This is a genomic window from Actinomadura chokoriensis (genome assembly GCF_041463665.1).
Classification (GTDB): domain Bacteria; phylum Actinomycetota; class Actinomycetes; order Streptosporangiales; family Streptosporangiaceae; genus Spirillospora; species Spirillospora chokoriensis_A.
This window is the reverse complement of the sequence record NZ_JAXCEJ010000006.1, coordinates 58,732-71,067: the sequence shown is the minus strand read 5'-3', so window position 1 is coordinate 71,067 and position 12,336 is coordinate 58,732. Positions and strand designations below refer to the sequence as shown.

General features: G+C 75.7%; 15 protein-coding genes. 8 read left to right on the top strand and 7 right to left on the bottom strand.

Annotation, left to right across the window (positions count from 1 at the left end):
* Positions 1–5 precede the first annotated feature (5 nt).
* Both SM418_RS12505 and SM418_RS12500 read right to left on the bottom strand, forming a co-directional pair.
* Complete coding sequence (locus SM418_RS12505; RefSeq protein ID WP_371945608.1) at positions 6–227, bottom strand: hypothetical protein; 222 nt, start codon at positions 225–227, stop codon at positions 6–8.
* Positions 224–2,104, bottom strand: coding sequence for a hypothetical protein (locus SM418_RS12500; protein ID WP_371945609.1), 1,881 nt, complete (start codon positions 2,102–2,104; stop codon positions 224–226). The genes SM418_RS12505 and SM418_RS12500 overlap by 4 nt, the downstream gene beginning before the upstream one ends.
* A gap of 136 nt (positions 2,105–2,240) precedes the next feature.
* Between SM418_RS12500 and SM418_RS12495 the strand changes: the two genes are divergently transcribed.
* The 3 genes from SM418_RS12495 to SM418_RS12485 are packed head-to-tail and all read left to right on the top strand — an operon-like array spanning position 2,241 to position 4,742.
* Complete coding sequence (locus SM418_RS12495; RefSeq protein WP_371945610.1) at positions 2,241–2,624, top strand: cupredoxin domain-containing protein; 384 nt, start codon at positions 2,241–2,243, stop codon at positions 2,622–2,624.
* A 2-nt stretch (positions 2,625–2,626) separates the two neighbouring features.
* Complete coding sequence (locus tag SM418_RS12490) at positions 2,627–3,979, top strand: hypothetical protein (RefSeq protein WP_371945611.1); 1,353 nt, start codon at positions 2,627–2,629, stop codon at positions 3,977–3,979.
* Between the two features lie 43 nt (positions 3,980–4,022).
* Positions 4,023–4,742, top strand: coding sequence for a hypothetical protein (locus SM418_RS12485; protein WP_371945612.1), 720 nt, complete (start codon positions 4,023–4,025; stop codon positions 4,740–4,742).
* 32 nt (positions 4,743–4,774) lie between these two features.
* Here SM418_RS12485 and SM418_RS12480 read toward each other — a convergent pair whose 3' ends face one another.
* The gene (locus SM418_RS12480) at positions 4,775–5,299 is read right to left on the bottom strand and encodes a pyridoxamine 5'-phosphate oxidase family protein (protein ID WP_371945613.1); all 525 of its coding nucleotides are present in this window, start codon (positions 5,297–5,299) and stop codon (positions 4,775–4,777) included.
* A gap of 107 nt (positions 5,300–5,406) precedes the next feature.
* Between SM418_RS12480 and SM418_RS12475 the strand changes: the two genes are divergently transcribed.
* Both SM418_RS12475 and SM418_RS12470 read left to right on the top strand, forming a co-directional pair.
* On the top strand, positions 5,407–5,877 hold the full coding sequence (locus SM418_RS12475) for a PPOX class F420-dependent oxidoreductase (RefSeq protein WP_371945614.1): 471 nt from the start codon (positions 5,407–5,409) through the stop codon (positions 5,875–5,877).
* 140 nt (positions 5,878–6,017) lie between these two features.
* Positions 6,018–6,389, top strand: coding sequence for a VOC family protein (locus tag SM418_RS12470; RefSeq protein WP_371945615.1), 372 nt, complete (start codon positions 6,018–6,020; stop codon positions 6,387–6,389).
* Here the strand turns inward: SM418_RS12470 and SM418_RS12465 are convergent.
* Entirely contained in the window at positions 6,386–6,664 is a 279-nt protein-coding gene (locus SM418_RS12465) for a hypothetical protein (protein ID WP_371945616.1), read from the bottom strand. The genes SM418_RS12470 and SM418_RS12465 overlap by 4 nt on opposite strands.
* Positions 6,665–6,720: 56 nt before the next feature.
* Between SM418_RS12465 and SM418_RS12460 the strand changes: the two genes are divergently transcribed.
* Positions 6,721–7,491, top strand: a complete 771-nt coding sequence (locus SM418_RS12460) for an IclR family transcriptional regulator (RefSeq protein ID WP_371945617.1) — start codon at positions 6,721–6,723, stop codon at positions 7,489–7,491.
* Here the strand turns inward: SM418_RS12460 and SM418_RS12455 are convergent.
* A complete protein-coding gene (locus SM418_RS12455; protein ID WP_371945618.1) occupies positions 7,488–8,447 on the bottom strand; it encodes a LysR family transcriptional regulator in 960 nt (319 codons plus the stop codon). The two genes, SM418_RS12460 and SM418_RS12455, sit on opposite strands and share 4 nt — an antisense overlap.
* A gap of 83 nt (positions 8,448–8,530) precedes the next feature.
* Between SM418_RS12455 and SM418_RS12450 the strand changes: the two genes are divergently transcribed.
* A complete protein-coding gene (locus tag SM418_RS12450) occupies positions 8,531–9,583 on the top strand; it encodes an aminotransferase class V-fold PLP-dependent enzyme (RefSeq protein ID WP_371945619.1) in 1,053 nt (350 codons plus the stop codon).
* Positions 9,584–9,737: 154 nt separating this feature from the next.
* Here the strand turns inward: SM418_RS12450 and SM418_RS12445 are convergent, their stop codons facing one another.
* Together SM418_RS12445 and SM418_RS12440 are read right to left on the bottom strand one after the other, a co-directional pair.
* Entirely contained in the window at positions 9,738–10,511 is a 774-nt protein-coding gene (locus tag SM418_RS12445) for an SDR family NAD(P)-dependent oxidoreductase (protein WP_371945620.1), read from the bottom strand.
* Between the two features lies 1 nt (position 10,512).
* The gene (locus tag SM418_RS12440; protein ID WP_371945621.1) at positions 10,513–10,677 is read right to left on the bottom strand and encodes a hypothetical protein; all 165 of its coding nucleotides are present in this window, start codon (positions 10,675–10,677) and stop codon (positions 10,513–10,515) included.
* Between the two features lie 625 nt (positions 10,678–11,302).
* On the opposite strand from SM418_RS12440, the gene SM418_RS12435 reads away from it, so the two are divergent.
* Positions 11,303–12,328 (top strand): NAD-dependent epimerase/dehydratase family protein, encoded by a 1,026-nt coding sequence (locus SM418_RS12435; RefSeq protein ID WP_371945622.1) that lies wholly within the window; start codon positions 11,303–11,305, stop codon positions 12,326–12,328.
* The last annotated feature ends 8 nt before the right edge of the window (positions 12,329–12,336 follow it).

Sequence of the window (12,336 nt, the reverse complement as noted above, 5' to 3'; positions counted from 1 at the left end):
GGAGTCTACGGCTCCGGCGCACCGCCCTCAGATGCGGTGCCCTCCGCCGCACTGCCTTCCGGAGGGGGCGGGCCGCCAGGGGGAGGATCGCCGGAGGGGAGGTCGTCGCCGCGGCGGCGGTCCCGCCAGATCACCACGGCGATCACCGCGACCACGACGAACGTGGGCACGAAGAACGGCACCGCCGTGATGATCGGGTGGCTCGCCAGCACGCCCCCGCCGCTCACGCGCCGGCCTTCTCCCGCGAACCCGGCGGGCCGGGCGTGGTGGACGGCCCGGGCGGGGGCGGCGCGGTCTCGGGCAGCCGGCGGGCGATCCGCGCGACGCCCCAGCCGAGCGACAGCACCAGCGCCAGCGTGCACGCCAGCACCACCGCCGAGCACACCGCCCACAGCCAGCCCGGCACGTCGGTCTTCAGCTCCCGCTGCAGGATCGACCGCTCGCTCTGCACGGGCCGGGTGAACTCCGCCGGGGCGGGCAGCTCCTTCGCGCCGATCGCCGGGTCGGCCGGCAGGTAGATCGGGACGCCCGCCAGCGTCCGCCCGTCGTGCACGCGGATCAGCGTCTTCCAGCCGCCGTGCAGCGGCATCGGCTCGCGCGTCCGGTACACGCCGTCGCGTTCCCGCACCAGGCGGTCGACGTGCAGGCCCTCCCCCTGCCAGCCGGTCACCGTCACCCACGCGGGACCGTCGACCGCGGCGGCGGGGGAGAACTCGATCCGGGCGCCGGCGGTGCGGTGGGCGGCGTCGCCGTGGACGCCGGTGAGCGTCACCGTGGCGGTCCGGCCGTCCGGCACGTCGATGATCAGGCCGTTGGCGACCGCCGCCGACACCGCCAGGATCGCCCCGGCGAAGACCCCGCGCGCCACCGCCGGGCGCGGCGCCCGGCCCGCCAGGCCCTCGGCCAGCAGCGCCCCGCACAATCCGCCCGCGACGCCGCCCGTCACCGCCATCGCCATGCCCTCGGCGAGGATGTCGGGCGTCCACGGCAGCCGGAACGCCACCTGCCCGAACGCGTACTCGGCCCCGAACCCGGCCGTCCCGATCAGCACCCCCGACACCGCGCCGAGCGCCAGCGGGCGCCGCGCCAGCGCCAGCGCCGCGACCTCCACGCACAGCGCCTCGGCGAAGTACAGCGGCACCGCCGCCCACAGCTCCCCGATCACCCCGGCGACCAGGACCGACACCCCGCCCCGCACCACCATGTAGAACGCGACGGCGACCACCGCGCCGCCGCGTCCCGCCCACAGCCGCACCGCGACCAGCGCGCAGCCCGCCGCCAGCGCGATCAGCAGCGGCTGGTGGACGAGCCGGAACTGCGGCACCCCGAAGTCGTACTCGGCCTGGAACACCGACAGGCCGATCAGCAGCCCGCCGCCGAGCATGCAGCGCCGCGTGTAGCCGATCCAGCGGGGCGGCTGCTCGGCCGCCGGGCGGGCGGCGCGGGCCTCCCGCTCCAGGATCGCCATCGCCGTCAGCGACAGCCCGGCCCCGCCGATCAGCATCAGGTGCGTCGGGCCCCACAGCGTCACGTCCTGCCCGAAGATGCGGTGCCACACGTCGTCGAGGGGGAAGCCGAGCAGCGCGTAGAAGCCGGCGCCGGCCAGCAGGACCCCGCCGGCGGGCGCGTGCCAGTCCCGGGTGATCCGCACGGACGCGGCGCCGGGCCGCTCGCCCTTCGGCAGGACCACGGCCAGGACGCCGGCGGTGAAGATGCCGAACAGCCCGACCAGGATCGGGTAGTGGGCGATGTTGGCGAGCGGCCCCTCGTCCCGGCCGTGGGAGATGTGCAGGGAGATGTCCCAGTACATTCCGAGGAGCGCGACCAGCAGCGACACCATCGCGACCGGCAGCGGGAGCGCCGCCCAGCCCGGCGTGCCGCGGCCGGGGCCGCGCTCGGCCAGGTCCGCCAGCCGGGTGAGCACGGTGATGCGGCCGGTGCGGTGCCCCCAGCCGAAGACCAGCAGCACCGCCGTCAGGGCGGCGGCACCGGTGGAGGCGATGAGGATCTGGTCGAGCGCCGCCCCGCCCGCCGGTCTGGCCGGCGCCTCGGCGGCCAGCCGCAGCGCGGCCCCCGCCCCCGTGCCCGTCAGGTGGTCCAACACCGGTGCTCCCTCGCCGCGCAGGAACCAGAACAGAAGGGGGCGAATCCCACCCCCGGAATGGAGTATGCCATCTTCTAATGTGTCATTGTCTAGTGTCACAATCTGTGGTGTGGGACACCGGGAGGAGAGCGACGCCATGAGGCCGCGGACCATCGCCTGGGCGGTCGCCGCCGCCATGACGCTCGCGGCGGCCGGATGCGGGGAGCCCGCCCCCGCCGTCCCGGGCACGGCCGGCCCGTCCGCCTCGCCGGGGCCGCGGGTCGTGCGGGTCGCGGTGACCGTGACCGGAGGGAAGGCGCGCACCGCGCAGCGGCGCGTGAAGGTCCCGCGCGGCGCCGTCGTCGAGATCACCGTCACCGGCGACACCCCCGAGGAGTTCCACCTGCACGGCTACGACCGCGAACTGAAGATCACCCCCGGGCGTCCGGCCACGCTGCGGTTCACCGCCGCGACGCCGGGGGTGTTCGAGGCCGAGCTGCACCGCTCCGGCGCCCGCGCGTTCGAGCTGCAGGTCGGCTGACCGTGACCGGCTGCGTGACCGGCGGTGCGCACGTCCTCGCCCACGGGCTCGGCGGCCGCACCGACCTGCCCCTGGACGCCGTCGCCGCCATCGCCGGCGGCGGGATCGCGGTGGCGGCCTCCTTCGCCGCGCTCACCGCCGCGTGGAAACGGCCCCGGCTCCACCCCGACGCCGGGCGGCCCCTGCCGGCCGCGCTCGCCCGCGTCCTGGACGCGCCCGCCCTCACCCTCGCCGGACGCCTCCTGGCCCTCGCCGCGGCCGTGTTCGTCGTCGCCGTCGCGCTCGCGGGCCCGCCCGCCGAGACCGAGAACCTGGCGCCGTGGGCGCTGTTCGTCACGTTCTGGGTGGGGCTCGTCCCCGCCAGCGTCCTGCTCGGGCCGGTGTGGCGGCGCGTCAACCCGCTGCGGACCCTGCACGCCGCCCTGTGGCGCGCCACCCGCACCCCGCCGTCCGGCCGCCGCCCCCTCCCGGCCCGGCTCGGGTACTGGCCCGCGGCCGCGTGGCTCACCGGGTTCGTGTGGCTGGAACTGGTCGCGCCGAACCGGTCCGACCCGCGCGTCGTCGGGACGCTCGTCCTCGCCTACGCGGCCGCCAACCTCGCCCTGGCCTGGTGGTTCGGCCGCGACTGGTTCACCCGCGGGGACGGGTTCGAGGCCTACTCCAGCCTCATGGCCAGGCTCTGCCCCATCGGGCGGCGCCGCGACGGGACGCTCGTGTGGCGCACCCCGCTCACCGGCCTCATGACCGGGACCGAAACCAGGGCCGGGGCCGGGATCGGGGCCGGCGAACCCGGCCTCGCCGCGACCGCGTGCGTGCTCATCGGTTCCACCGGGTTCGACGGTGTCACCCGCACCACCTACTGGCGCGACAACGTCGACCCGTCCAGCGTCGCCGCCGGAACCCTAGGCCTCGCCGCCGCGGTCGCCGCCGTCGCCGCCGCCTACATCGCGGCGCTGCGGCTCAGCGCGCGGCTGACCGGCCAGGACCCGGCCGCCCTGCCCGGACGGTTCGCCGCGACCCTGCTGCCGATCGCGCTCGGCTACACCCTCGCCCACTACTTCTCGTTCTTCGTCCTGGAAGGCCAGACCACCTTCATCCTCGCCAGCGACCCGTTCGGGACGGGCGCCGACCTGCTCGGCTCCACCGGCAACCGCGTCGACTACGACCTCGCCGGGCCGACGCTCACCGCGCAGGTCCAGGTCAACGCCATCGTCCTCGGCCACATCGCCGGGACCGTCGCCGCGCACGACCTCGCCCTGCGCGCCCCGGGCGGAGCCCTGCGCGGGCAGCTCCCGGTCGCGGCCGTCATGGTCGCGCTCACCTGCGCCGGGCTGTTCGCCCTGCTCAGCGGCTGACCCGTGCCCGGCGGCCGTCCCGACCCCGGGGGCCGGCCCGTCCTTGCGGCGCCGCACCTCCCGGGAGGCGACGGCGATCGCGATCAGGACGGGCAGCCAGAACTTCTTCGTCGCCAGGACGGCCCGCACCCACGGCGGCAGCGACCCGTCCGGCAGGTCCGGGAAGGGGACGTCCGGCCACGGGATGCTCGGCCAGGGCGGGGACGGCGGGTCGAGGTCGGGGAGCCGCACGTCCGGCCGCGGGATCATGCCGAGGAGCACCTTCACCAGCACGCCCAGCCCGAGCAGCGGGAACAGCACCTTACCGGCTGCCGCCACCACGTGCCGGGAGGCGTACAGGGCGGGACGCGCCCGCGCGAACGCCTCCCGCCGCGCCGCCCGCGTCCCCGCGGCGGGTTCGAACGCCACCGGCTCCGCGCGCGGCCCGCCCTCCTCCCGCGGTTCCGGCGCGGCCAGCGCGCAGCGGGCCGCCTGCCCGTCGACCAGGCCGAGAGCGTCGAACACGACGACGACCGACCGCTCCCCGTACGGCAGCGCGGCCGTCAGGAAGGCCGTGGCCTCCTGCGCCAGCTCACCGTCCACGCGAAGGCGCGCGAACCGGTTCCAGCCGGCGCGTCCGGTCTCGACCTCCAGGCGACGCCCGTGGTGGTCGAGCGTCCAGCGGCCCGCGGCCGCGCCGCTCAGCGAGATGCCCCCTGTCATGCCGCCAGTCTCGCCGCCGCCCGCCGCCCGCCCCAACGCCCGAACGGCGACGGGGCCGTAGACCAAAGTCGACGATCGAGCCGGGGCCGGTGGTCAGGAGTCGAAGCGCCACCGGGCCGCGCCGTACGGCTCCACCGTGCTGAGCGCCACCACCGTGTGGAAGGTGAACCGGTACACGTGCCAGGGCGGCGGGCCCGCGCTCTGCGCGCTGTAGGGCGCGGTGAAGGCGTCCCCGTCCACCCGCGCGGGCCAGCCGCCCTCCCGGTAGCCGGCCGCGACCGGCTCCAGCACGGCCGGGTCGGTGACGCGCTCGGCCACCCCCTCCAGCACGACGTCCCCGGTCGGCGTGCGCACCGACAGCGTGCAGGCGGGGTTGGCCGCCAGGTTGCGGGACTTGCGCGTGCCCGGCCCGCTGACGAAGAACACCTCGCCGTCCCGCCACTGCGGGCCGATGCCCGCCGAGTGCGGGCGCCCGTCCGGGCGGACCGTCCCGAGGAACGCCGCGGTCTCCATCCGGGGCAGCGCCTCCACCAGCGCGTCCCGGACGGTCTCCCACGCCAGCTCGCCGGCGCCGTAGATGTCGAGATTGCGGGCCTCGACGGGTTCACGATCGGTCATGGTCGTCGCCTTCCCTCTCCGGTCTGCCTCTCCGGTCCGTTCCCTCACGTGTACGGACTGCGCGGCCGCCGCGAACTCATCGGCGCCCGGTTCCCTAGGGTGGGTTCATGGCTCCTTCGATCGCCACCGCGAACCGCGTCGACCGTCCCGAACTGCTCGAATTCCTGCGTCCCCGCCACCGCGCGCTCCTGTCGACCGTCCGCGCCGGCGGCGCCCCCCAGATGTCCCCGGTGACATGCGGGGTCGACGAGCGGGGCCGCATCGTCGTCTCCACCTACCCCGAGCGCGCCAAGGCCCGCAACGCCCGCCGTGACCCGCGCGTCTCGCTGTGCGTCCTGTCGGACGACTTCAACGGCCCCTACGTCCAGGTCGACGGGACCGCCGAGGTCATCGACATGCCCGACGCCGCCGACGCCCTCGTCGACTACTACCGCTGCATCGCCGGGGAACACCCCGACTGGGACGAGTACCGCGAGGCGATGCGCCGCCAGGACAAGTCGCTGATCCGCGTCACCATCGACCGCTGGGGCCCCATCGCCACCGGCGGCTTCCCTCCCCGCCTCGCCCCCGCCCGGTAGCCCCGGCGCCCGCGCGACCATCCCGCCGAACTCCGCGCGGCCGTCCGCCCGGACCCCGCGGAACCGGAGCCGGGTACCTGACAGGAGATGTCAGCCTCTCCTGGAAGCCTGGGGGCGTTCCAACGACAGAGGAGTTGCCCATGTCCGGTCTTGCGGAGTTCGCCGCCGTCACCCTCGACTGCCCGGAGCCGCCCGCCCTCGCGGCGTTCTACGCGGCGCTCACCGGCGGCGAGATCACCTACGACACCCCCGAGATGGCCGCCGTGAAACTACCGAACGGCGTGGACCTCTACTTCCAGGGCGTCCCCGGGCACCGGGCCCCGACGTGGCCCGAGGGGGACCGGCCCCAGCAGTTCCACCTCGACCTGTACGTCGACGACCTGGACAAGGCCGAGACCAGGGTCGCCGAGCTGGGCGGCGGCCGGATGGAGTTCCAGCCCGGCAAGGACCGGTGGCGGGTCCTCGCCGACCCGGCCGGGCACCCGTTCTGCGCCTGCCTGCGGGACGGCTAGCCCCCCGGCCGCAGAACCCCGACGGGCAGGCCGCCGCGGGGCCGCATCGCGGTCACGCTCGTCGGGGTGACGCCGGGGCAGACCAGGTGCACGAACGGGCGGCGGCGCGTCCCGACGACCGCGACCGGGCCCGCCTCGGCGTACAGGCGCAGCAGGCTCGCGCACGGGTTAAGCGCGAACGCGATCCCGTGCCGGGCCGTCAGCGACGGGGACGGGCCCCTGGCCCTGCGGGTCCAGCGCGGACGGGTCCGGCGTGCCGGGGTCTGGGGGGCCACCCGCCCACCATGGCCCGGCCGTCGTCCGGCCCGGGTCCGGTGGGAGGATGGGATGCGTGACCAGCGAGCGCGGCGCACAGCAGCCCAAGCCGGGAACGCAGACCGTGGACCGGTCGGTGGCGGTGCTCCGCTCCTTCGAGGACGCCGCCCGGCAGACCCCCACCGAGATCGCGCACCGGCTCGGGCTGTCGGTCAGCACCGCGCACCGCATCGTGCACGCCCTCCACGCCACCGGGATGCTCGCGCAGGACCCGGCGACCGAGCGGTACTTCCTCGGCCCCACCACCGCGATCCTCGGCCGCCTCGCGCTGGAGCGGATGGGCGCCACGCTGCTGCAGCCGGAGCTGACCGCGCTGCGCGACGGCACCGGCGAGTCCGTCAGCCTGGGCGTGCGGGCCGGCGACGAAGTCGCGATCCTGCTGCACCTGCCGTCGGCGCACGCGCTGCGCTACGACCAGCCGCCCGGCGACCGCAACCCCATCCACACGTGCGCGATGGGCAAGGCGCTCCTGGCTTACGGCGGCGCCCCGGTCGCGATGGACGAGCCGTTCCGCCGCTACACCCCCGCCACCCTCGTCACCCGCGGCGAACTGGACGCCGACCTGCGGCGCGTCCGGGAACGGGGCTACTCGGTGAGCGACGAGGAACGCCTGGCCGGGGTCCGCGCGGTCGCCGCGCCGGTCCGCGACGGGGGCGGTCGCGTGTTCGCGGCGGTCGCGCTGCAGGGCCCGGCGGTGCGGTTCGGCGACGACCGGCTGCCCGGCTTGGCCGAGGCCGTCCTCGCCGCCGCCGGCCGCCTCACCGACCTGCACCGCCACCTCTCCTAGACGGCGGTGTCCCGGGGAGCGGTGTCCGGGGTAGCCGCGCCTGGGGGAGTGGTGTCCGCGGCGGTCGCGTCGTGGACGGTGGCGGTCAGCTCGTCCAGCAGCGCCGCCACCGCCGGCGGGCGCGGGCCGGCCGGGACGACCGCGCTGATGCGGCGGCTCCCCACGGCCGGCACATCGGGGACGGCGACGCCGGGCTCGGTGTGCAGGCCGAGCGCCAGCGCCGGCAGCGTCGTCACGGCCAGGCCCCGGGCGACCAGGCGCTGGATCGCGACGTGGTCCTCGGTGGCGAACGCGATGTCGGGGGCGAACCCGGCCCGCTCGCACGCCCACCGCAGATGGTCGCGGCACCGGGCGCAGCCCGACGCCCACGTCTCGGCGGCCAGGTCCTCCAGCCGGGGGCGCTCCGCCGAGGCGAGGGGATGCCCGGCCGGGACGAGCAGCCGCAGCGGGTCCTCGGCCAGCACCACCTCCCGGAACCGGGCGTCGGTGTCGGGCGGCATGTGCGCGTAGCGGAACACGACCGCGATGTCGGTGTCGCCCGCCCGCAGCAGCGCCAGCGCCTCCGGCGGCTCGGCGTCCACCAGCGTGACCGCCACGCCCGGCGCCCGCTCCCGCAGCCGCGCCAGCGCGTCCGGCAGCAGCCCCCCGGCCGCCGTCGGGAACACCGCGACCCGCACCCGCCCCGACCGCAGCCCCGCTATCGCCGCGATCTGCTCCTGCGCGTCGTCCATGCGGGCCAGGACGTCCTCGACGTGCTCGACCAGGACCCGGCCCGCCTCGGTCAGCCGCACCCCCCGGCCGTGCCGCACCACCAGCGGCGTGCCGACCTCGGCCTCCAGCCGTGCGATGTGGTGGGACACGGCCGGCTGGGTGTAGGCCAGGGACCGTGCGGCGGCGGTCATCGAGCCGAGCCGGGCCACCTCCCGCAGGATCCGGCCCCGGTGAAGGTCGAGCATCCGCGCAACCTATCAACCACATTTATGGGAAGCCCAGAAAACCGTACTTTGTGCTATGGAAGGCCGGGGGAGAGGATCGGGGCATGGTCCTTTCCATCGCCGAGGCGCAGCGCGAGTTCGGCGCCGGCGTCGCCTACCTCAACACCGCCACCTACGGGCTGCCCCCGCGCGCCGCGCACGAGGCGATGCTCGCCGCCGAGCGCGACCGGGCCGCCGGGCTGATGGTCCCCACCGCCCTGGACGAGGCCGTCACCCGGTCGCGGGAGGCGTTCGCGCGGCTGCTCGGCGTCCCCGCGGAACTGGTCGCGTGCGGGCCGCAGGTGTCCTACTACGTCGGGCTCGTCGCGGCGTCGCTGCCCGCGGGCACGCGGATCCTGGTCGCCGACGGCGACTTCACCTCGCTGCTGTTCCCGTTCGCGGCCCGCCCGGAGCTGACCGTCAGGTCGGTGCCGCTGGACCGGATCGCCGGGGAGGTCGCCGGCGGCGCCGACGTCGTCGCGGTGTCGGCGGTGCAGTCCGCCGACGGCCGCATCGCTCCCATGGACGACCTCGTCGCCGCGGCCCGCGCGCACGGCGCCCGGATCCTGCTGGACGCCACCCAGGCCGCCGGGTGGCTGCCGCTGCCCGCCGGACGCGTCGACTGGCTCGTCGCCGGCGGCTACAAGTGGCTGCTCGGCCCGCGCGGCACCTGCTTCCTCACCGGCACCGCCGAGGCGCTGGACGCGCTGCCCCCGGTCGGCGCCGGCTGGTACGCGGGCGCCGACATCTGGGACTCCGTCTACGGGCTGCCGCTGCGGCTCGCCGGCGGCGGGCGCCGCCTGGACCTGTCCCCGGCGTGGCAGTGCTGGGCCGGGCACGCCCCCGCCCTGGAACTCCTCGAACGGGTCGGGGTCGCCGCGATCCACGACCACGACGTGGCGCTGGCCCGCCGGTTCCGCGCCGGGCTCGGCCTGCCCCCCGGCGACTCGGCGATCGTGTCGGTCGACGTCCCGGACGGCACCGCCGACCTGCTGCGCCGCAGCGGGGTGATCGCCGCCGTGCGCGCGGGACGGCTGCGCTGCGGGTTCCACCTCTCCACCACCGAGGCCGACGTCGACAAGGCCGTCGAGCTGCTCGCCCCGCTCGTCACCCCCTGAACCCGCTCACCGCCCTGAACCGGCCGTCCGAGGACCTCAAACAGTGGGGCCTTGGCCTTCGGGCCGTTCCTGCCGTGGGCGAGCGCGAACTCCTCTCCCGGGCTGCGCCGGGTGAGTTCGTGATCGTCGAGCAGCATGGACACCTCGGACACGATCACGTCCCTAGGGAGCGTCCGCCATCGACGACCTGGACGGTTCCGGTGATGAAGCCGGCGCGGGCGCTGAGCAGGAAGACCCCGGCGGCCGCGACCTCGTCCGGCCGGGCCACCCGGCCGAGCGGGATGCCGGCGTCCACGGCGAGGCGGTGCAGCTCGGCATCGACGTCGCCGTCGGTGATGCCGTTCAGCAGCGGCTCCGTGGCGGTGTAGCCGGGGGCGAGCACGTTCACGGTGATGTCGCCCGGTCCCAGCTCGTGCACGAGCGTCTTGGCGTAGCCGACGAGGCCGGAGCGGGCGATGCCGGACAGCGCGTATTTCGGGATGAGCTGGCGGATCGTCTCACTGGTGATCATCAGCACCCGGCCCCAGCCCGCCGCCCGCAGATGCGGCACCGCGGCCTGCACCAGCCCGATGTGGGAGAGCATGCTCAGCTCGAGAGCGGCACGGTAGCCGTCGAGGTCGAAGTCGCCGGTCGGGCCGGCCGGCGGTCCGCCCGCGTTGGTCACCAGCAGGTGCAGGGCGCCGTGTTCGGTGGCCACGTCGTCGACCCAGGCGCGCGCGGCGCCGGTGTCGAGGATGTCGAGCCGCCTGGTGGAGACGGTGCCGCCGAGCTCCTCGAGCTCGTCCTGGGCGGCCTTCAACCGGCCGGGGTCGCGGCCGCAGATCGACACGGTCGCTCCTTCGCGGACCAGGTCGCGGGCGATCGCCAGGCCGATGCCCGCCGAGCCGCCCGTGACGAGCGCGACCTTGCCGCTGAGTCCCAGATCCACGTCAGCTCCTCATCCCGTAGCCGTACCGGCGCATGAGCGGCGACGCCACCAGCGTGGTCGCGGCGCGCTGGGCGCGCGGCAACCCGGTGCGCCACCTGCGGTCCTCCTCGATCGGCGTAGGACCGTGCCGGAACCGGTCACAGACATGTACGACTCCCGGGATCACCGGAGTGAGTTGAACAGGAGCGATATAAGCATGATCTTGCGGCCAAAGGAACCGTATGATCAAGAACATCCCGATGAGTCATCAAATTAGTGGTTCGAGGCGATTCAGACGGAGGCGCGAGTGTCCGAGGAGTACCGGCGGCGCGGCTGGTGGCGGGACGAGCGAGGTCTTCGACCTGGACGGCACGGCCACGGCGGACCTGCTGGCCGAGCACAAGGTCACCTACTTGTACGGCCCGCCGCACTTTCTGCGGCCGCTGGTGGACGCCCAGCGCGCCGAGCCCCGCAACCTCTCCGCGTTGGTGATGAACGGATCGTCGCAACGCATGCGTTCCCCTCGGGGGACGGTGACAGGAGCCGGTTCGCATCCTAGGTTGATCTTCGTCCGCGGCGGCGGCCCTGCGGGTTCCGCCTCTCCACCGCCGACGCCGACGTCGACAAGGCGTCGAGCTGCCCGCCCCGCTCGTCGTCCCTTGAACCCGTCACCGCCCGAACCCCGTTCACCGCCCTGAACCGGCCGTACCGGCCCGCCCGGCCGGGTGAAGTTCTCCCAAGGTTCGAACAAGGTGCCTTGACCGTGCCCGGCACGCCGTCCCGGCCGCGCCGCGCCGCCTACGTTCGTCGCCATGAACGTTCTGCTCACCGGGTCGGCCGGCTTCATCGGCTCGCACGTCGCCGCGGCGCTGACCGCCGCCGGGCACCGCGTCCGCGGCCTGGACCTGCGGCCCGACGGCCTCGGCGGCACGCCCGCCGACGCCCGCGACGCCGCCGCGGTCGCCCGGCGGCTGGCCGGCGTGGACGCCGTCTGCCACCAGGCCGCCAAGGTCGGCCTCGGCGTCGACGTGTCCGACCTGCCCGCCTACACCTCGGCGAACGTGCAGGGCACCGCCGTGCTGCTGGCCGAGATGGCCCGCGCCGGCGTCGCTACCCTCGTCCTGGCGTCCTCGATGGTGGTGTACGGGGAAGGCGCCTACGCCTGCGCCGACCACGGGCCCGTCCGGCCCGGGCCGCGCCCGGAGGAGGCGCTGCGCGCCGGGCGGTTCGAGCCCGCCTGCCCCGGCTGCGGGCGGCCGCTCACCCCCGGCGCCGTGGGGGAGGAGGCCCCGCCCGACCCCCGCAACGTCTACGCCGACACCAAGCTCGCCCAGGAGCACCTCGCCGCCTCCTGGGCGCGCGCCACCGGCGGGTCGGCCGCCGCGCTGCGCTACCACAACGTCTACGGGCCGCGGATGCCGCGCGACACCCCCTACGCGGGCGTCGCGGCGATCTTCCGGTCCCGGCTGCTGGAGGGCCGGCCGCCGCTGGTCTTCGAGGACGGCGGGCAGCGCCGGGACTTCGTCCACGTCCGCGACGTCGCCCGCGCCAACGTGCTGGCGCTGGAGCGGGTCGCGGCGGGGCCGCCCGAGCCCGGCGGGCTGCGCGCCTACAACATCGCCAGCGGCGAGCCCCGCACGATCGGCGCCATGGCCGACGCGCTCGCCGCGGCGTCCGGCGGCCCGGCTCCGCGCGTCACCGGCGGCTACCGGCTCGGGGACGTCCGCCACATCGTCGCCCGCCCCGACCGCGCCCGCCGCGAGCTGAACTTCTCCCCGTCGGTGGCGTTCGCCGACGGCATGGCCGAGTTCGCCCGGACGCCCGTCACCAGTCCGTAAGGGTCTCC

What these genes read in the sequence shown, in the direction of transcription:
- SM418_RS12495 (WP_371945610.1), top strand. Translation starts at nt 2,241, where the DNA reads ATGAGGCCGCGGACCATCGCCTGGGCGGTCGCCGCCGCCATGACGCTC.
- SM418_RS12480 (WP_371945613.1), bottom strand. Translation starts at nt 5,299, where the DNA reads ATGACCGATCGTGAACCCGTCGAGGCCCGCAATCTCGACATCTACGGC.
- SM418_RS12435 (WP_371945622.1), top strand. Translation starts at nt 11,303, where the DNA reads ATGAACGTTCTGCTCACCGGGTCGGCCGGCTTCATCGGCTCGCACGTC.
- SM418_RS12450 (WP_371945619.1), top strand. Translation starts at nt 8,531, where the DNA reads ATGGTCCTTTCCATCGCCGAGGCGCAGCGCGAGTTCGGCGCCGGCGTC.
- SM418_RS12455 (WP_371945618.1), bottom strand. Translation starts at nt 8,447, where the DNA reads ATGCTCGACCTTCACCGGGGCCGGATCCTGCGGGAGGTGGCCCGGCTC.
- SM418_RS12475 (WP_371945614.1), top strand. Translation starts at nt 5,407, where the DNA reads ATGGCTCCTTCGATCGCCACCGCGAACCGCGTCGACCGTCCCGAACTG.
- SM418_RS12470 (WP_371945615.1), top strand. Translation starts at nt 6,018, where the DNA reads ATGTCCGGTCTTGCGGAGTTCGCCGCCGTCACCCTCGACTGCCCGGAG.